The sequence below is a fragment of the Gemmatimonadaceae bacterium genome, assembly GCA_035606695.1.
Taxonomy (GTDB): domain Bacteria; phylum Gemmatimonadota; class Gemmatimonadetes; order Gemmatimonadales; family Gemmatimonadaceae; genus JAQBQB01.
Map to the genome: position 1 here is coordinate 131,402 of DATNEW010000050.1, position 17,449 is coordinate 148,850.

General features: G+C 65.2%; 17 protein-coding genes. 7 read left to right on the forward strand and 10 right to left on the reverse strand.

All coding sequences use genetic code 11. The features are described 5' to 3' along the window. Window positions 1–20: 20 nt before the first annotated feature. The 5 genes from VN706_25340 to VN706_25360 all read right to left on the reverse strand — a co-directional run bounded on the left by VN706_25340 (window position 21) and on the right by VN706_25360 (window position 6,265). Complete coding sequence (locus tag VN706_25340; GenBank protein ID HXT18976.1) at window positions 21–1,340, reverse strand: amidohydrolase family protein; 1,320 nt, start codon at window positions 1,338–1,340, stop codon at window positions 21–23. Window positions 1,341–1,496: 156 nt separating this feature from the next. Further along, window positions 1,497–2,798: an ATP-binding protein gene (locus VN706_25345; protein ID HXT18977.1), complete on the reverse strand. Its 1,302-nt coding sequence runs from the start codon at window positions 2,796–2,798 to the stop codon at window positions 1,497–1,499. 91 nt (window positions 2,799–2,889) lie between these two features. Further along, window positions 2,890–3,732, reverse strand: coding sequence for a hypothetical protein (locus VN706_25350; GenBank protein HXT18978.1), 843 nt, complete (start codon window positions 3,730–3,732; stop codon window positions 2,890–2,892). Between the two features lie 2 nt (window positions 3,733–3,734). Then, window positions 3,735–4,427 carry a response regulator transcription factor gene (locus tag VN706_25355; GenBank protein ID HXT18979.1) on the reverse strand — a complete coding sequence of 231 codons (693 nt, stop codon included), beginning with the start codon at window positions 4,425–4,427 and terminating at the stop codon, window positions 3,735–3,737. Between the two features lie 56 nt (window positions 4,428–4,483). Further along, on the reverse strand, window positions 4,484–6,265 hold the full coding sequence (locus VN706_25360; GenBank protein HXT18980.1) for a HAMP domain-containing sensor histidine kinase: 1,782 nt from the start codon (window positions 6,263–6,265) through the stop codon (window positions 4,484–4,486). Window positions 6,266–6,362: 97 nt separating this feature from the next. On the opposite strand from VN706_25360, the gene VN706_25365 reads away from it, so the two are divergent. The 5 genes from VN706_25365 to zwf are packed head-to-tail and all read left to right on the forward strand — an operon-like array spanning window position 6,363 to window position 11,911. After that, window positions 6,363–8,120 (forward strand): acyl-CoA dehydrogenase family protein, encoded by a 1,758-nt coding sequence (locus VN706_25365; protein HXT18981.1) that lies wholly within the window; start codon window positions 6,363–6,365, stop codon window positions 8,118–8,120. Then, a complete protein-coding gene (locus tag VN706_25370) occupies window positions 8,120–8,749 on the forward strand; it encodes a cyclase family protein (GenBank protein ID HXT18982.1) in 630 nt (209 codons plus the stop codon). Before VN706_25365 ends, VN706_25370 begins: the two co-directional genes overlap by 1 nt. Further along, on the forward strand, window positions 8,746–9,366 hold the full coding sequence (locus tag VN706_25375) for an HAD family phosphatase (GenBank protein ID HXT18983.1): 621 nt from the start codon (window positions 8,746–8,748) through the stop codon (window positions 9,364–9,366). The genes VN706_25370 and VN706_25375 overlap by 4 nt, the downstream gene beginning before the upstream one ends. A 35-nt stretch (window positions 9,367–9,401) precedes the next feature. After that, window positions 9,402–10,304: a decarboxylating 6-phosphogluconate dehydrogenase gene (gnd, locus tag VN706_25380; protein ID HXT18984.1), complete on the forward strand. Its 903-nt coding sequence runs from the start codon at window positions 9,402–9,404 to the stop codon at window positions 10,302–10,304. Continuing rightward, a complete protein-coding gene (gene zwf, locus VN706_25385; GenBank protein ID HXT18985.1) occupies window positions 10,301–11,911 on the forward strand; it encodes a glucose-6-phosphate dehydrogenase in 1,611 nt (536 codons plus the stop codon). The genes gnd and zwf overlap by 4 nt, the downstream gene beginning before the upstream one ends. 170 nt (window positions 11,912–12,081) lie before the next feature. Here zwf and VN706_25390 read toward each other — a convergent pair whose 3' ends face one another. Genes VN706_25390 through VN706_25400 form a run of 3 tightly spaced genes read right to left on the reverse strand, consistent with a single transcriptional unit; the run spans window position 12,082 to window position 14,387 of the window. Further along, window positions 12,082–12,525, reverse strand: coding sequence for a type II toxin-antitoxin system VapC family toxin (locus VN706_25390; protein ID HXT18986.1), 444 nt, complete (start codon window positions 12,523–12,525; stop codon window positions 12,082–12,084). 9 nt (window positions 12,526–12,534) lie between these two features. After that, a complete protein-coding gene (locus tag VN706_25395) occupies window positions 12,535–12,849 on the reverse strand; it encodes a hypothetical protein (GenBank protein ID HXT18987.1) in 315 nt (104 codons plus the stop codon). Between the two features lie 47 nt (window positions 12,850–12,896). Then, window positions 12,897–14,387 (reverse strand): RNB domain-containing ribonuclease, encoded by a 1,491-nt coding sequence (locus tag VN706_25400; GenBank protein ID HXT18988.1) that lies wholly within the window; start codon window positions 14,385–14,387, stop codon window positions 12,897–12,899. A 96-nt stretch (window positions 14,388–14,483) separates the two neighbouring features. On the opposite strand from VN706_25400, the gene VN706_25405 reads away from it, so the two are divergent. Beyond that, entirely contained in the window at window positions 14,484–14,684 is a 201-nt protein-coding gene (locus VN706_25405; GenBank protein HXT18989.1) for a hypothetical protein, read from the forward strand. Window position 14,685: 1 nt separating this feature from the next. After that, window positions 14,686–15,300, forward strand: coding sequence for a Clp protease N-terminal domain-containing protein (locus VN706_25410; GenBank protein HXT18990.1), 615 nt, complete (start codon window positions 14,686–14,688; stop codon window positions 15,298–15,300). An 88-nt stretch (window positions 15,301–15,388) separates the two neighbouring features. Here the strand turns inward: VN706_25410 and nadC are convergent, their stop codons facing one another. Next, window positions 15,389–16,288 carry a carboxylating nicotinate-nucleotide diphosphorylase gene (gene nadC, locus VN706_25415; protein HXT18991.1) on the reverse strand — a complete coding sequence of 300 codons (900 nt, stop codon included), beginning with the start codon at window positions 16,286–16,288 and terminating at the stop codon, window positions 15,389–15,391. Between the two features lie 59 nt (window positions 16,289–16,347). After that, entirely contained in the window at window positions 16,348–17,382 is a 1,035-nt protein-coding gene (gene nadA, locus VN706_25420; GenBank protein ID HXT18992.1) for a quinolinate synthase NadA, read from the reverse strand. Window positions 17,383–17,449: the final 67 nt, after the last annotated feature.

Here is a 17,449-nt window from a genome sequence, read left to right on the forward strand (position 1 = left end):
GCAAGGTTTGACTTACGTGTTTACGGCAGCACCGGCGTCACTGAGCTGCTCTTGTACACGTACCCGTTCTTCATGACGAACGACGGCTTCTCCATCACGTGAATGTCCTGGAGCGGATCGCCGGGGACCGCGACGACGTCGGCCAGCTTGCCGCTCGCGAGCGTGCCGATGCGATCGCTCCAGCCGAGCAGCTTGGCACCGTTCGACGTGCCGGCGACGATCGATTGCATCGGCGTCATCCCGCCCCACTCGACCATCAGCGTAAACTCGTGACCGTTCGTGCCGTGCGAGCCGACACCGGCGTCGGTCCCGAGCGCGATGGGAACGCCGTCGCGCACCGCGATCTTGACCGCGTTCCGCATCGCTGACGCCGCGGCGAGCGCCTTCTGCGCGCGCAAGCCGGTGAGTACGCCGCTGTGCGCGGCCTTCTCCACTGTTTCGCCCGCGCTGAGTGTGGGCACGAGGAACGTGCCGCGCTGCGCCATCATCTTCGCGCCTTCGTCGTCGAGAAAGGAGCCGTGCTCGATCGACGCGACGCCCGCGCGCACCGCCGTCTTGATGCCTTCGGTACCGTGCGCGTGCGCGGCGACTTTGCGCTCCAGCTTCGTCGCTTCGTCGACGAGCGCTTTCATCTCCTCGTAGGTGTACTGCTGGACGCCGACCGCGTCGCCCTCGGAGAGCACGCCGCCTGTCGCGCACATCTTGATCACGTCGGCGCCGTACTTCGCCTGATAGCGCACGGCGGCGCGAATCTGGTCGACACCGTCGGCGACGCCGATTTGTGGATTGCCGTCCATGAGGCCGGGCTTGTAGCCGTTCTCGTCGCAATGTCCGCCGGTGATGCCGATGGCGTGCCCGGCGTTTTCCATGCGGGGACCGATGACGAATCCTTCGCCGATCACTTTGCGCAGCGCCATGTCGTCGAAGTTCGGCGCGCCGACGTTGCGAATCGTCGTGAAGCCGGCCATCAACGTCTTCTGCGCGTTGGCGACGCCGATGATCGCGCCGGTGCCGTCGTAGTCGCGCACCGGTGCGTCGTTCGACTCGGGGTCCTTGAGCTCGCGCCCGATGATGTGCGTGTGCGCGTCGATGAAGCCGGGCAGCAGTGTCGCGTCGCCAAGCTCGATGGTGCGCGCGCCGGCGGGAATGGTGACCGCCCCTTGCCGCCCGACCGCGACGATCTTGTCGTCGGTGACGACCACGACGCCATTGGCGATCGGTGCCGCTCCGCTGCCGTCGATGACGCGAGCGGCGTGAAGGACGACGGTGCCCGAGCCTTTGAGTTCCTGGGCTGGTGAGGTGGACGCGGCAAGCAGAGCCAGGAGAACAAATTTTCGCATAGTCATTCCGAGCGAAGCGAGGAATCTTGCGTGGGGGTAGAGCGGCCAGTCTCTCTACCGGGACAGAAGATTCCTCGCTGCGCTCGGAATGACAAGCAGGCTCGGAATGACAAGCAGGCTCGGAATGACAAGCGCGCTCGGAATGACAGGCACGCTCTACCCCAGATCACCCACCGCCGGCAAATACACCGTAAACACCGTCCCCACTTCCGGCGTGCTCTGCACGTCGATGTGCCCCTCCGACTGCTTCACGATGCCGTACACCGTGGAGAGTCCCAGCCCCGTTCCTCGTCCCGGCTCTTTCGTCGTGAAAAAGGGCTCGAAGATCTGCGCGATCGTCTGTGCGCTCATGCCGTGGCCCGTGTCGCCGACCTCGATCGTCGCATAGAGACCCGGCTTCACTTCCGCGTGCCGGCGCAGCACCTCCTCGGGCATCGCACGGCTGTCCGTCACGATGCCGAGCGTGCCGCCGTCCGGCATGGCGTCCGCGGCATTGATCGCGAGGTTCATCACAACCTGCTCGAGCTGACCCGGGTCGACGCGAATGAGCGGCGTCTCGGGCGACAGATCCGTGACCATCGTGATGTTGCCGTCGATCAAACGCCGCAACAGCACCTCGACGCCGCGCAGCACATCGTTCGGATTGACGATGCGCGGCTCCATCGCCTGCCGCCGGCTGAACGCCAGCAGCTGCCGCGTGAGCTTGGCCGCCCGCGCCGCGGCGCCGCGAATCTCTTCGATCTCCTCGCGCCCCTTCGACATCTCGGGGTCGAACAGAATCAGCTCGGCGTAGCTGTTGATGACGGTGAGGAGGTTGTTGAAGTCATGCGCGACACCGCCGGCCAGCCGGCCAACGGCCTCCATCTTCTGCGCCTGTACCAGCTGCTCCTCGAGCTTCTTCACTTCGGTGAGATCGGTGACCGCGACGCCGACGCCGAACAGCTCACCGTTGTCCGTCATGATCGGGTAGTAGCTCGACAGCCAGTTGCGCATCTCGCCAGGCGCGCCGGGGGTGGTCGCGGCGAATTCCACGTTGGTCACGGGCTTCCGCGTGGCGAGCACGCGGCGCAACTGCGGCTCGACCTTTTCGGCGAGTCGCGGATCGATCTCGCGGATGGTCGCGCCGATGTGATCCTCGATCGCGCGGCCGTTGATCTCGGCGAGCGTGCGATTGACGCGCAGAAAGCGGAGCTGCCGGTCGAAGAAGCCCAGGCCGATGGGCGCGCTCGTGAGCGCGGCGTCGAGCAGCGCGGCCAGACGGGCCTTGTGGCCTGCCTCTGCTTCAGCGCGCGCGCGGCTGACCTCGGCCGCGCTGACAGCTTCCGCGAGCTCGATGTTGGCGCGCTCGAGCTCGACGGATTGGCGGATGATTTTGCGGACGAACATCGCCAGTGTCGCGGCGACGACCGCCAGCCCGACCGCGATCAACGCGATCGCCTGCACGTTCCCAGTCGGCATTCAGCGAAGTGTAATACCGGTATCCTGACGCGCGGGCAAGGGCAGCGTCACGCCGCGCAAACAGATGGGTGGCGCAGAGTATTAGAGTATACTAATTAACGCGCGATCCGCCCCCCGAACGCGGCGCCGTCGCCCAGGAGCGCGGCTCGAACAAGGCGTCCGGCAGCGGCTCGCCCACGCGGACGTTCGAGTACTCCTCCAGCAGCCGCCGCTTGCCGTTGACGATCTGCTCCACCCGCTCGGCAATCCAACCGTTTCCGATCGGCCGGTACTCCTCGAAACGAATGTCGTTGCGGCCCAGCGCCGAGTTCTCGATCAGACGCAGGAAGACCAGACGCTCGGCGTCCACCCAGAACTGCTTCGACGTCGTGTCGCCGCGCATCGCCCCGACGACGTAGATCCGTTTCCCGTCCCAAGTTCCCTCGTGAAAGCGCGAGAGATCGAAGCCGCGCGACCTGAGCTGGGCCTCCGTACGCGACGCCGGCTGTGTGTAGACGTCGAAGCCGAGCACCAGCAGCTCGTTCAGATCGGCGGATGTCCGCGTGAGTTTGCCCGACGAGAAGGAGTACACGCTGTCGCCCGCGAACAGCGTTCCGCTCTTCGACGCCGCGTCGGTATCGATGCGAAGCCGGCCCGGCAGCTTCGCCGCCTCGTACCACGACTGCACGATCTCGCCGCCGCTCGGCGGATTGATCGTCGTTTTTTGCGAGAAGCTCACCGTCCGATACCACGACGGATACTTCTCGCGCATCGCTTGAATGAGCGACGACGCGCTCGCGATTCCCGGCACCGGTTCGCGCTTCGGTGTCGGCTTGGCCGGCGCCGGCACCGGCGCCGACGGCTGGTGATGACACGCGGTGAAAAACAGCAACCCCACAACGAGAAGTCGCGGGGTTGCCAGAATGTGCGATCGCAGGCTGCGGGATTCGTTCATAGTCATGGTTCCAATCGATAGCCCGCCTTCCACACGGTCAGGATGTGCCGCGGTTGAGACGGATCGTCCTCCAACTTGCGCCGCAGCTCGGCGATGTGGATGTCCACCGTTCGCGTCATCACCTCGACGCGATGTCCCCACACCTCTCGCAGCAGCTCGACGCGTGACGCCACGGCACCACGGCGCCGCACCAGCGCCAATAATAGATCGAACTCTTTAGGGCTCAGTGCAACTGGAGTGCCCTCTTTCGTGACAGTGCGCGATGCCGGATTGATTTCCACGCTTCCGAATCGCTCCAATGTGTCCGGCGTCACATTTCGCTGGTCGGCGAGACGCGAGCGACGCAGCAGTGCGCCCACGCGTGCGAGCAATTCGAGCACTCCACAGGGCTTGGTGACGTAATCATCTGCTCCCAGACGGAAGCCAAGGACCTTGTCGGCCTCTTCGCCGCGGGCGGTCAGAATGAGGACCGGCATATCTGCTCCGCCTTCGCGCAGCGTCTTGAGCACGCGATAGCCGTCCATCCCCGGCAGCATCAGGTCGAGCATCATCAGGTCCGGCCGCCACGACCGCGCACGCTCGAGTCCGGTTTCGCCGTCCTCCGCGATCTGGACGTCGTAGCCTTCGATCTCGAGTCCGGTGCGTAGTCCGTATGCCAGGTCTGGGTTGTCTTCGACGATGAGAATGCGGGCCATGGTCAGGGGAAGAGTGTCGGTCGCGGAATACTGGGAGTTGGCAAGAGTCGAGTACGTCATGGGACCGCCTTGAGTTGCACGGGAGACTCGGGATTGGGCGATGCGTCGCCCGGGGGAGTTGAAGACGTTGAGCCGTCGGTTTGCGCCAGCGGCAGCTCGATGACGATGCGTGCACCACCGCCAGGCGCTCCTTCCACGCGCGTGCGGCCGCCGTGGAGCGATACCAATTCTCGAACAACGGACAGACCGATGCCGCTTCCGCCCGTCGTGGCTTCGGCTTCGCGCGTGAGACGCACGTACGGCTCCCACACCTGGTGCCGGTGCTCGTGCGGAATGCCGGGGCCCTGATCCTCGACCCAAATCCGCACGCGATCGCCGGAGATCGTCGAACCAACGACGATCGTCTGGCCGGACGGGCCGTACTTCACGGCGTTGTCGAGCAGGTTGAGAAGCACCTGGCGCAGCGCATCGCGATCGAGCATGACCACCGCGCTCGCGTCGAGACGCGGCTCGACGGTCATCTTTCGCGCACGCGCGAGCGGCGCGAACAACTCGAGCGCCTCGCTGATTTCGTGATCGAGATCCGCCGGCGCCAGCGACACGCGATTCGTGCCCTTCTCCGCGCGCGAGAAGTTGAGCACGTTCTCGACGAGATACGTCAGGCGCCGCGCTTCCTGATCGATGATGCCCGCGGATCGCGCCCGCTCTTCCTCGGTCCGCAGCTTGTTCATGTGCAGCAGCTCGGCGAACCACCGAATCTGCGCGAGCGGTGTGCGCAGCTCGTGCGACACGCCCGACACGAACTCCGTGCGCAGGCGCGCCAGCTCCTGCTGCCGGCGCAGCTGCAGCAGCGACATCGTCAACAGACCCGCGGCGATCACGAACAGTGTGATCAGCAGCGGAAGGCGCGTCCCCGGCATACCGCCGACCAGCAGCTGGCCGGCGAACTTCGGGTTCACGCTGACGCGCATGATCAAGCGGCCGTAGTTCGCCTCGATCGTGTCGAGCGCGCTGTAGCGTGGCGCGCCCCAGCCCGATTTGTAGATCTCTTTGCCGCTAAGGCTCGTGACAGAGATGGCGAGAATCGAATCGGCCTGGAGTCCGTGCACCACCGATTCGGCGAGCAGCGTGCTGCGGCCGCCGTTGGTGCCGCGAATCGTGTCGAGGAGCGGCGCGATGAACGACCACGGATCGGTGGCGTAGCCGTACAGCACCACCGGTTGCTCGCTGTCCGCGTCGCGCACGACGACGAACACCAGCAGTACCTGTTTGCCGTTTCGTTCGCCCACGACCATCGCGTACGAGTCGTTCGTGAGGATGACCGCCAGGTTCTTGATCGGACCGCTGCGGCCGTCGGGCGAGCCAAACGTCATGATGCCGCGATCCGGCGGCGGCATCGTCTTCACGAACGAGACGATCGTATCGCGCGCCCAGCCCAGGTCGGCGTCGGACAGGTCGGTGTCGGTCGTGCGCAGCGTGCCGTCGCGCCAGTCGTAGCGAAAGAAGTACCGAACGCCCGACAGGCACGTGCAGAATCCGGCGATGCGATGCGCCGCGTCCTCCACCTGCGCGGGCGACACCACCGTCTCGGGGAGCGAGTCGGGGTTCACGCGCGAGGCGGGGGAGAAAAGCGAGACGATGATCTGGCTCTCGAGCGCGTACTTCGACTGCTGAACCAGCTGCCAATCGGCAATCTTCGCGTAGTCCCGGATCGCGCTGTCCGCCGTGCGCTGCTGAGACCGGCCGGCATCCCACGCCTGATACGCCAATACCGCGCACACGACCAGTGCGAGTATCAGCAGGGCGACCGTACCAACGAGCCGGGGAGAGCGGCGCATACTGTCTAATACAGTCAGTTGTAAGGACGGGGGCCAGAGCCAAAATGGGGCTTTACTGATTCCTTTCGAGGCGCCCGGGACCCGGTAGGTTTGACAAATGCCCTCATTTGTCCGTGGCGTCTTTTCCGGTGCCCTGCACGACGAGCTGCTCTTCCCCTACCCCCCGGCACTGGACGTCTCCAACCGATTCGAGGCGCAGACCGTTCGACGGCTGATCCGCGCGCTCCACCAAATGCGCGCCGAGGGCTTGATCGATTCGGCCCGGTTCGACGAAGAAGAGACTATTCCGGAACCGACCATTCACGCACTCGCCGAGCACGGGCTGCTGGGCTTGACGATCCCTACCGAATTCGGCGGGGTAGGGCTCTCGTCGACCGGCTACGCGCGTGTGTTCGGCGAGGTGTCGCGCCTCGATCCGTCGCTCGCCGTGCTGATCGGCGTGCACTGCGGGCTCGGCTCCAAGGCGATCGTGCTGTTTGGATCGCCGGCGCAAAAGGAGCGATACCTGCCGATGCTCGCGCGGGGCGAGACGCTCGCCGCGTACGCGCTGACGGAGCCCGACATCGGTTCGGACGCGCAGAACATCAAGACGACCGCGCATCTCAGTGACGACGGCTCGCACTGGATTCTGAACGGCCGGAAACAGTGGATTGGCAACGGGCATCGCGCGGGCGTGATCACGACGTTCGCGCAAACGCCGGCCGAACGCCGCGGCGAGCACGTGCAGCGGCCGACGGCGTTCATCATTCGCCCGGACATGCCGGGCTTCGAGGTCGTCAGCACCGTACGAAAGCTCGGCATTCGCGGTTCGACGCAGGCGGAGCTGCAATACACCGATCTCCAGGTGCCGGGCGATCACGTTCTCGGAACCGTGGGAAAAGGCTTCGCTGTCGCCGTGCACGTGCTGAACGGCGGACGGCTGACGCTCGCCGCCGGCTGCACCGCCGGCACGAAAGAGCTGCTTGGTGAGATGGCCAGGTTCACCGAATCGCGCGTGCAGTTCGGCAAGCCGATCGTGGAATTCGAGATTACTCAACGCAAGCTCGCGCGCACCGCGTCCGACGTGTACGCGTCGGACGCAATGCTCGGCGAGCTCGCGGATCTTGCGTCCAGGCCGGACAGCGACTTCGCGCTCGAGGCGGCGTGCTGCAAGGTGTTCGCGAGCGAAATGCTGTGGCGGGCCGCGGATGAAATGGTGCAATTGGCCGGGGGCCGCGGTTTCGTGAAGCCGTATCCGTACGAGCGACTCCTGCGCGACGCGCGCATCAATCGCATCTTCGAAGGCACGAACGAGATTCTGCGGCTCTTCATCGCGCTCAACGGCATTCAGGGCCCCGCCGAGCAGTTGAAGGAAGTCGGCTCGGCGCTCAGGCGGCCGCTAAAGAATCTTGGCTTGATCAGCGGCTTCGCGGCCTCACGTTTGCGCAGCGCACTCGGCGCGACGCCAACGCTCGACGTTCACCTGCACGAGCGGTTGGCGAAGCACAAGGAATTCCTCGAGAAGCACGTCGCCGACCTGCAGGCGGCGACGCAACGCATCATTCGCGAGTACCGGCGCGACGTCGTCGACCGGCAGCAGGAGCTGGAGCGGTTGTCGGACATGGCGATCGAGCTCTTCGCCACGGCGTGCGTGCTCGCGCGAACGCAGAAGTTGATCGACGAGATCGGCGCCCCGCGCGCGGACGCGGAGCTCGACCTGTGCGATCTGTTCGTGGTGGAGTCGGGCCGGCGCTTCCGTGCGGCGCGCGTATCGCTGCAATCGCCGCAAGACGAGACGCGGCGCCGGGTGGCGCAATGCGTCCGCGACAATGTGGGCTATGGAATTCCGGACGCTATTCTGGAGACACGAGGCTGATGGCTACGATCTATGACATCTCGGTGCCGATCGCGACGGGCGGCGCTGTGTATCCCGGCAATCCCGAAATCCGCATCGAACCGCAGCAGTCGATCGCGAAGGGCGACAGCTCGAACGTGTCGTCGCTCTCGTTCGGCTCGCACACCGGGACGCACGTCGATGCGCCGAAGCACATGTTCGAGAACGGCGCCACCATCGATCAATTGCCGCTCGACGCGATGATGGGCCCCGCCGTCGTCATCGCGATGGAAGCCGACGTCATGTCGGTGGGTGAAGCCGAGCTGCGGCGCCACGAGCTCAAGGGACACACACGCGTGCTCATCAAGACGCGCAACTCGCAATTCGTTCGCGGCCGCGAATTCGTGAAAGACTACACGTACCTCGCGCCTGACGGCGCGGCGTATCTCGTGTCGCTTGGCGTCAAGCTCGTGGGCGTGGACTATTTCTCGGTCGAGCAATTTCATTCGGGACATCATCGCACGCATCACACGCTCCTCGAGAAAGGCGTCGTGATCATCGAAGGGCTGGACCTGTCCGGCCCGGCCATGGGCCCGTACGAGCTTCGCGTGTTGCCAATCCGGCTCGCGGGGCTCGACGGAGCGCCCGCGCGGGCGGTGCTGATCGGATGACGGCTCCCATCGAGCTGGTGCTGTTCGACATCGGCGGCGTCCTCGGCAGCAACGGCTGGGATCGCGAGCAGCGATCGGCGGCGCTGGAGCGTTTCGGGATGACGTCCGAGGAGGACGAATTTCAGTACCGCCACGAGGAAACCGTCGGCGCGCTCGAAGCCGGGGAGATCTCGCTCGACGAGTATCTCGACGTGACGGTCTTCTGCGAGGGTCGGAATTTTTCGCGCGAGGAGTTCAAGGCGTTCATGTTCGCGCAGAGCGAGCCGTGGCCGCAAAGCATCGCCGTGGCGCGCGAGCTCGCGCAGGCGGGCAACGCACGTCTCGCGACGCTCAACAACGAGAGCGAGGCGCTGAACGTGCATCGCATCGACGAATTCGGCCTGCGCGACATTTTTCCGGTCTTCTTTTCGTCCTGCTGGCTCGGCGTTCGGAAACCGACGCTCGAGATTTATTCACGCGCCGTGTCGATGGCACAGGCCGATCCGCGGCGCGTGGTGTTCGTGGACGACCGAAAGCAGAATTTGAATCCCGCCGCGGCGATGGGCATGCACACCATCCAGTTTCAGTCGGCGGAGCAGTTGCGCGTGAACCTGCAGGCGCTGGGATTGTTGAGCTGAGACCTGAGACGTACGACGACAAACGAGGAACGAGAATGAAGCTCGCGATGATCGGACTGGGGCGAATGGGCGGCAACATGGTCGAGCGGCTGATGCGCAACGGGCATCAGCTCGTGGTCTACGATCGAAGCGCCGAGGCGATGGGCAAGTATCAGAAGCTCGGGGCGTCGCCGGCGGACGACTTGAAGAAGGTCGTCGCGCAGCTCGAAACCCCGCGCGTCGTGTGGATCATGGTGCCGGCCGGCGATCCGACGCAGCAGACGATCGACGCGCTCGCGCCGCTCCTGTCGAACGGCGACATCATCATCGACGGCGGCAATTCGAACTTTCACGACACGATTCGCCGCGGCGACGAGCTCGCGAAGTCCGGCATCGCGTTCGTCGATTCGGGAACGAGCGGCGGCGTGTGGGGCCTCGAGAACGGCTACTGCCTGATGGTCGGCGGCACTGACACGGCGGTGAAGCATTGCGAGCCGATCTTCACGGCGCTCGCGCCGGCGAACGGCTACGCGCACGTTGGCCCCACCGGCGCCGGACATTACGTGAAGATGGTGCACAACGGCATCGAGTACGGTTTGCTGCAAGCGTACGCCGAGGGATATGAGATCTTGAATGCGTCGAAGCTCTTTCCCAATCTCGACCTGACGCAGATCGCCAACGTGTGGCAGTACGGCAGCGTCGTGCGGTCATGGTTGAACGAGCTCGCCGCAAGTGCGTTCGCGCACGACGCCAAGCTTTCCGACATCAAAGGCTGGGTCGCCGACTCCGGTGAGGGTCGCTGGACGGTGCAGGAGGCGATCGACCTCGACGTGCCGGCGCCGGTCATCACCCTGTCGCTCCAGGCCCGCTTCCGCTCGCGGCAGACCGACTCGTTCGGCGCAAAGGTGATCGCCGCGCTGCGCAACGAATTCGGCGGCCACGCCGTGAAGAAATCATGACGGGACCGACCATCGCGGCGCGTCCCACGACGCAAGCACAGCCGGCATCGGCGTCGGCGTCGGTGCGCGACAAGGCCGACCCGTGCACGATGGTGATCTTCGGCGCGCTCGGCGACTTGAGCCGCCGCAAGCTGTTGCCGGCGATCTATTCGCTCATGAAGGAGCATCTCGTCGACGAGCATTTTTGCGTGCTCGGCGTCGGTCGCGACCCGCGCGAAGCCGGCTGCACCACCGATGATGATTTTCGAAAGTACATGCGCGACGCGCTCGCGCAGTCCGACGAGTTGCACGGCGTCGACGAAGGGCTGTGGCAGGATCTCTGCGCGCGGCTCCGCTTCGTGTCGGCGGATCTCACGAAGCCCGACGACTACGGATTGATCGCCAAGAAGCTCGAGGACATCGAGAAAGGCCGTCCGCGCGAGGATTGCAACCGCCTGTTCTACCTCGCCGTGCCGCCGAGCATCTTCGAGCCGATCGTGCGCAGCCTGTCGGCGTCGGGGTTGGCGCCGCGCTCGCGCACGGCCGACGCACGCCCATGGATTCGCGTCGTCATCGAGAAGCCGTTCGGCCGCAGCCTCGAGAGCGCGCAGCGGCTCAACGATCTCGTGCTGGGCCTGTTCGCCGAGCATCAGACATTTCGCATCGACCACTATCTCGGCAAGGAGACGGTGCAGAACGTGTTGGTGCTGCGCTTCGCGAACTCGATCTTCGAGCCGGTGTGGAATCGGCAGTGGGTGCATCACGTGCAGATCACGGCGGCGGAGGATGTCGGCGTGGGCACGCGCGGCAAGTATTACGAGGAAGCAGGCGTCGTCCGCGACATGTTTCAGAACCATCTCCTGCAGCTGCTCGCGCTCACCGCGATGGAACCGCCCGCGCAGATGTCGGCTAACTCGGTGCGCGACGAAAAGGTGAAGGTGCTCAAATCAATCCGGTGGATGACTCCGGAGGCCATTCCCGAAAACACCGTGCGCGCGCAGTACACGGCGGGTACGATGGATGGCCAGAATGTCCCGGGGTATGCGCAGGAAAGCGACGTCGCGAAAGATTCGATCGTGCCCACGTTCGCGGCGGTGCGGCTGTTCATCGACAACTGGCGATGGAACGGCGTGCCGTTCTATCTGCGCTCGGGTAAACGGCTGGCCAAGCGCGTGTCGGAGATCGCGGTGCAGTTTCGCACGCCGCCGCATTTGATGTTCGGCCACCAGACGAGCGAAACGATGCGCCCGAACACGCTCGTGATGCGCGTGCAGCCGAACGAAGGCGTCGCGCTGAATTTCGAGGTGAAGGTGCCCGGCGCGGCGGTGGCGTTGACGTCGAACATCGAGATCGCCCCGGTGGACATGGAGTTCAACTACACCGAGGCGTTCGGCGAGACGACCGCGCCGGCGTACGAGACGCTGCTGCTCGACGTGATGATCGGCGAGGCGACGTTGTTCACGCGGAGTGATGAGGTCGAGGCGGCGTGGCGGGTGGTCGATCCCTTGATCAAGTATTGGGAGGAGCACAAGCCGAAGCGCATGCCGACCTATGCGGCGGGAAGTTGGGGGCCGCGTGAGGCGGATGAGTTGATCGAGGAAGACTCCGTGGAGTGGAGGGAGCCGTGACTCGGCCGCGCTGCGCTCGAGGGGCTGGCGCGCCTGCGGCGCAGGGGATGGCGCGCCTGCGGCGCAAGCAATGGCGCGCTACGCGCAGGGAATGGCGCGCTACGCGCAGGGAATGGCGCGCTGCGCGCGGGGAATGGCGCGCTGCGCGCGGGGGGCAGCAGCCCGCGCTATCAAAGCGACACGAAGCTGAACTTCAGCACGTTTTGAATTCGCTCAAAGTCGGCGACATTGTCGGTCATCAACACGACACCGGCTTCACGGCAGCTCGCCGCGAGCAGGACGTCGTTGAGAAAGCTTCGCGAAACGTGACGCCAGTCCACGATCTTCTCGGCGACGAGTGACGCGAGCACTTCGCCGGCTTGCTTCCACGTGTCGTATGACGGCGCGAAGAAGCGGCCGGGGCGCTCGAACGGCTCGAGCACATGACGCTGAAGCTCGCGCGCGTGGTGCGGCGTGGCACCGGCGCGGAGCTCCTGCGCCACGATGGCGCTCATGTACTCGAAGGGCGCATTCGCGGCGTGAAAGGCCTGCAGCCTCGCGTTGGCGTTCTCGTCGCGAAAGGCGCGAATGAAGATGTTCGTATCGAGCGCATACTTCCGGCCCGGTCGTGCCATGCTCGAACGCTAGCCGTCGAACGGCGCGTCGATCTCGACGCCGAGCATGGCCGCCGTCCCGTTCATCAGCTCTTTGCGGAACACGACCATGTCCAGCGCCATCTCAATGGCGGCCGTATCGGTGGGCGCGCCGAGTGCGCTGCGCGCCGCCGCGATCTTGCCGGGCTCCAGGCGGTAGCTTTTGGCGACCTTCGCTTCGCCGACCCTGTTCGACTTCGCGTGTTTTTTGGTCATGGGCGCACTCAGTGTAAATACGTCACCATAAAATGTATGTACACGTGCCAGGAAACGCAACCGCGCAGCTGCCCGCGCGAAGCGCGTCATCCCCTGCGCCGCAGGCGCGCCAGCCCCTCGAGCGCAGCGCGGCCGAGCTACCGCTGCCCCTCCCCCGCGAAATCGATGTACCCCCTGTCCGGATCAGTCGACACCAACTTCACCCGCACCTTGTCGCCGACGTCAAACCCCGCGTGGTTGCTCACCACCATCCCCTCTGCCGGCGGCTTGATCGTCCGCACGAACGTGCCCTTCTGATTCGCGCCCGTGACGATCGCGTCGAACGTCTGGCCGACGTCGTCGCTCAACAGCACCGCCGCTGCCGTCTTGCGCACCGTCCGCTCGACCTTGTTCTCCGCATCCTCGCGCTCGGTGCAGTGCTCGGCGACCGTTGCCAGCTCGTCGTTCGAGTACGGCGCCGGTGCGTTCGCGAGCGCCGCCTTCACCAGGCGCTGCGTGACGAGATCCGCATAGCGGCGATTGGGCGCCGTCGCGTGCGAGTAGTCGTGCGTCGCCAGGCCGAAGTGGCCGCCCGGATCCTTGCCCGGCAAATCGAGCGCGTAGATTCCCGGGCCCATCAATTTAACGATTGATAATGAGAGATCCGGAAATGTGTCCGGGTCGGCCTGGCGGCGCGCCGCCAGAAACTTCGCCAGCGCCAGCGAGTCCGGCTCGGCCGGCAGCGTCGTCCCAAGGCCCTTCGCCAGCTCGACGATGCGCCCCCACCGCTCGGGCTCGCGCACCACGCGCCGAATCCCCGAACGGCCCTGGCGCTCGAGAAACTTCGCGATCGCCACGTTGCTCGCGATCATGAAATCCTCGATGAGGTCGCGCGCCATGTTCTTGTGCACCACCTTGAGGTCGACGATCCGCCCGTCCTTCGCGACCGGTGTCGCCTCGATCGTGTCGAGCTCCAACGCGCCGTTGCGGAGTCGCTCGGCCTTGAGCCGCTTCGACGCCTCGTGCTGCAGGCGAAGCTGGTCGATCAGCGTCGTGTTGTTCGCGACTTTCTTCGGCGGCGCGCCACCCGCGAGAAACTCTCCGACGTCGTCATAGGCGAGCTGCGCCGTGTTGCGCGTCATCGCCCGGTAGACGTCGAACGAGGTGACGTCGCCGTCGCCGTTCACCACCGTCTCGATCGCGAGCGACAGCCGATCCTCGTTCTCGTTCAGCGACGTGAGATCGGTGGACAACTTCTCCGGCAGCATCGGGAACACCGCGACGCCCGTGTACACCGACGTGCAGTTGGCGTACGCGTGCTGATCGAGCGGCGTGCCCTTGCCGACGAGCGCGTCGACGTCCGCGATGCCGACGATCAACCGGATGTCGCCGCTCGGCAGCGACTCGGCGACTTCGACCTGGTCGAGATCGCGCGACTCCGTGTTGTCGATCGACGACCACGGCAGCGAACGCAGATCCTTCACGCCGCCAGGCGCCGGCGCGGGCGCCGTGAGCGAATCGAGCTGCCGCTTGGCGGCGTCATCGAGGTCGGGCTCGAAGCCCGCGGTCGTGACGACGCGACGCACCGCGGCCGCCATGTTGAAATCGCCGTGCGTGCCCTTCTTCGAGCTGTTGCCGTGACGACTCATCGCGCTGCCGGGTTGAAGTCGAAAGGAGACTAGTCGCGCCCTCGACCGCGGTCAAACGCTCTTGTTTTTCTCGGGGGGCATCGCCTTTTTCTCACCATGCCGCCATGCCATACCAAACCGTTCGTGCAACCCGGCGTCGCCATTCAGCGCGACTCACGCGACACAGGCCAGGCGCCGGAGTCGACGCAGATCGCCGAATGCTGCGACTACTGCGGCTCGGCCCGGCTGGAATGGCGCAAATGCAAGCTGGTCTGCGCCGATTGCCGCCAGATCAACAAGAGCTGCGCGGACCTCTGACATGAACGGCTTCAACTTTTCCATGCGCGTTCGCTCCGCCCTCGCCGTGGCGCGCGAAGAGGCCGTGCGCTTGAAGTACGACTACGTTGGCACCGAGCACATTCTGCTGGGACTCGTTGCGGATCCCGACAGTGTCGCGTCGGACATGCTGCGGCAACAGAACGTGTCGGTGAAGGACATTCGCGCCCAGGTGGAGCGTCGTGCGACGCCGGAGCCCGACGCGGCGGGCGGCGACCATCTGCCGTACTCCAACCGCAGCAAGCGCGTCCTCGAGCAGGCGATGTCCGAGGCGAGAAACCTGGGCGACACGTATGTCGACACCGGGCACTTGCTGCTCGGCCTCGTGCGCGAGAAGCGCGATCTCGGCGCCAGTGTGCTCAATGATCTCGGATTTTCGCGCGATGTGGCGCGCGATGCGTTGCGGGAGCTGCACGCGGCGGGACGAGAAGATCCCGGCGTGGCGGCACATCCGGCAACGCAGGATCTGCCGCCCGCTGCCGCGGCCGCCATGCTCCAGCGCATCGCGACGTCCCAGCGCTATGCGCCGATCTTCGCGGCGCACAAGATCGACGTCGAGAAGCTGCTCGCCGACATCCGTGGCGTGGCGAACACATGAAGACCGCCTAACTGTTCACTACGCCGTCGTCCGCCGGAAAAATCGCCGTACGGATTTGTTAGTGTTTACTAATAAACGTGTCCGGCGTTTACTCGAAGTCGAGCCCGATGTCCATCGATGGCGCGGAATGCGTCAAGGCGCCGACGGAGATCCAGTCCACACCGGTTTCCGCGATCGACCGCACCGTGCTCAGGCTCACGCCGCCCGATGCCTCGAGAATCGCGCGCCCGTTCACGAGCGTCACCGCCTCCACCAGGGTCGCGAGCGGCATGTTGTCGAGCAGAATGATGTCCGCTCCCGCCTCGAGCGCGCGCTCGACCTGCTCCATGCGATCGCACTCGACTTCGACCTTCGTACCTTTCGGCGCCAGGTCGCGGGCGCGCGTCACCGCTTTCACGACGTCGCCGTCCAGCGCGGCGAGGTGATTGTCCTTGATCAGGACCGCGGACTCGAGATTCATCCGGTGATTCGTCCCACCGCCGGCGCGCACCGCGTACTTCTCCAACGCGCGCCAGCCCGGCGTCGTCTTGCGCGTGTCAAGAATCTTTGCCTTGGTGCCTTTTACCAGATCGACATACTTGCACGTGAGCGTGGCAATGCCCGCCAGCCGCTGCATGTAATTGAGCGCGACACGCTCCGCCGAGAGGAGCGCGCGGGCGTGGCCGGTGACGAAAAGAACGGGCTCGCCGGCCTTCACGCGCGCGCCGTCCTCGTGATCGACGCGAATCGAGACTTTCGCGTCGAGCAGACGAAATGCCTCGAGCGCCAGTGGAATGCCGCAGATCACGCCATTCTCGCGCGCCACGAGCGTGGCGCGCATTCGGCGATCGGAGACCACGGTCGCGATCGTCGTGATGTCGTCGAACGCGGCGTCCTCCTCGAGCGCCCACCGCACTTCTTCCTCGAGCTCGCTCTGCCGAAGCGGGAACTTGAGCAAACTCATCTCGACGGCCGGCACGCCGGACAGCGGCGTGATCGTGCGCGGCACGGAGCGACGCTCGTTCGCGTGGCGACCCTCAGACATTTCCATGCAACGACCCCCCTTCGTTACTCGCCTGGATCTACACCTTCGGGCACCGGCGACAAGGGCTGCTGAGCGCCGCCGCCGATCGCGACCATCCGCTCGATGGCGCGCCGTGCCTTGTCCGCCACCGCACGCGGAACGGTGATGCGATGCTGATTGTGAATCAACGCATCACGAACCTTGGGCAGCGTCGTGACCTTCATGTATGCGCAGGACGCGCGCTCGTTCGCGGCGAAGAATCGCTTGCTCGGATTGTCGCGCCGCAGGCGGTGAAGAATACCAACCTCCGTCGCGACGATGAACTCGTCGGCCTTCGACAGCGCGGGCCGCTTGATCATCCCCTCGGTCGACAGGATCTGCACGCCCTCGGGGTCGACGTCGCCGGCCGAAATCGCTTCGAGCACGCTCGTCGAGCAACCACATTCGGGATGAATCAAGAACTCCGCTTCCGGATGCATGCTGCGCTGCAGGCGGATGTTCTCGGGATCGATCCCCGCGTGCACGTGACATTCGCCGAGCCACACGTGAATGTTCGGGCGGCCGGTCATGCGCCGCACGTGCGCGCCAAGAAACATGTCGGGGAGGAAGAGAATCTCCTTCTCCGGATCGATCGAGTTCACGACTTCGACAGCGTTGCCCGACGTGCAGCAATAGTCGCTCTCGGCCTTCACGTCCGCGGTCGTGTTCACGTACGCGACGACGACGGCTCCGGGATGCTCGGCCTTCCATTGCCGCAGCGCGTCGCCGTCGATCGTCGACGCAAGCGAGCAGCCGGCGGCGAGATCCGGCAACAGCACCGTTTTCTCGGGCGAGAGAATCGCCGCGGTCTCGGCCATGAAGTGCACGCCGCAGAACACGATGACGCCGGCGCTGGTCTTCGCGGCTTCGCGCGAGAGCCCGAGCGAGTCGCCGACGAAATCCGCGGCGTCCTGTACTTCGGCCCGTTCGTAATTGTGGGCGAGAACGACGGCATTCCGCTCGCGCGCGAGTTGCTTGATCTCCGACTGCAGCTCGGCGATTGCCGCGTCGTGCGAGCGTGGGATGCTGCTGGTGGCCATCGTGGAAAGGTACCATGGCCGGGGATGCCGGGCGTAGCGCGTGTGTCATCCTGAGCGAAGCGAAGGA

Coding starts and splice junctions, on each gene's coding strand:
- VN706_25340 (HXT18976.1), bottom strand. CDS start 1,340: ATGCGAAAATTTGTTCTCCTGGCTCTGCTTGCCGCGTCCACCTCACCA.
- VN706_25345 (HXT18977.1), bottom strand. CDS start 2,798: ATGCCGACTGGGAACGTGCAGGCGATCGCGTTGATCGCGGTCGGGCTG.
- VN706_25350 (HXT18978.1), bottom strand. CDS start 3,732: ATGAACGAATCCCGCAGCCTGCGATCGCACATTCTGGCAACCCCGCGA.
- VN706_25355 (HXT18979.1), bottom strand. CDS start 4,427: ATGGCCCGCATTCTCATCGTCGAAGACAACCCAGACCTGGCATACGGA.
- VN706_25360 (HXT18980.1), bottom strand. CDS start 6,265: ATGCGCCGCTCTCCCCGGCTCGTTGGTACGGTCGCCCTGCTGATACTC.
- VN706_25365 (HXT18981.1), top strand. CDS start 6,363: ATGCCCTCATTTGTCCGTGGCGTCTTTTCCGGTGCCCTGCACGACGAG.
- VN706_25370 (HXT18982.1), top strand. CDS start 8,120: ATGGCTACGATCTATGACATCTCGGTGCCGATCGCGACGGGCGGCGCT.
- VN706_25375 (HXT18983.1), top strand. CDS start 8,746: ATGACGGCTCCCATCGAGCTGGTGCTGTTCGACATCGGCGGCGTCCTC.
- gnd (HXT18984.1), top strand. CDS start 9,402: ATGAAGCTCGCGATGATCGGACTGGGGCGAATGGGCGGCAACATGGTC.
- zwf (HXT18985.1), top strand. CDS start 10,301: ATGACGGGACCGACCATCGCGGCGCGTCCCACGACGCAAGCACAGCCG.
- VN706_25390 (HXT18986.1), bottom strand. CDS start 12,525: ATGGCACGACCGGGCCGGAAGTATGCGCTCGATACGAACATCTTCATT.
- VN706_25395 (HXT18987.1), bottom strand. CDS start 12,849: ATGACGCGCTTCGCGCGGGCAGCTGCGCGGTTGCGTTTCCTGGCACGT.
- VN706_25400 (HXT18988.1), bottom strand. CDS start 14,387: ATGAGTCGTCACGGCAACAGCTCGAAGAAGGGCACGCACGGCGATTTC.
- VN706_25405 (HXT18989.1), top strand. CDS start 14,484: ATGCCGCCATGCCATACCAAACCGTTCGTGCAACCCGGCGTCGCCATT.
- VN706_25410 (HXT18990.1), top strand. CDS start 14,686: ATGAACGGCTTCAACTTTTCCATGCGCGTTCGCTCCGCCCTCGCCGTG.
- nadA (HXT18992.1), bottom strand. CDS start 17,382: ATGGCCACCAGCAGCATCCCACGCTCGCACGACGCGGCAATCGCCGAG.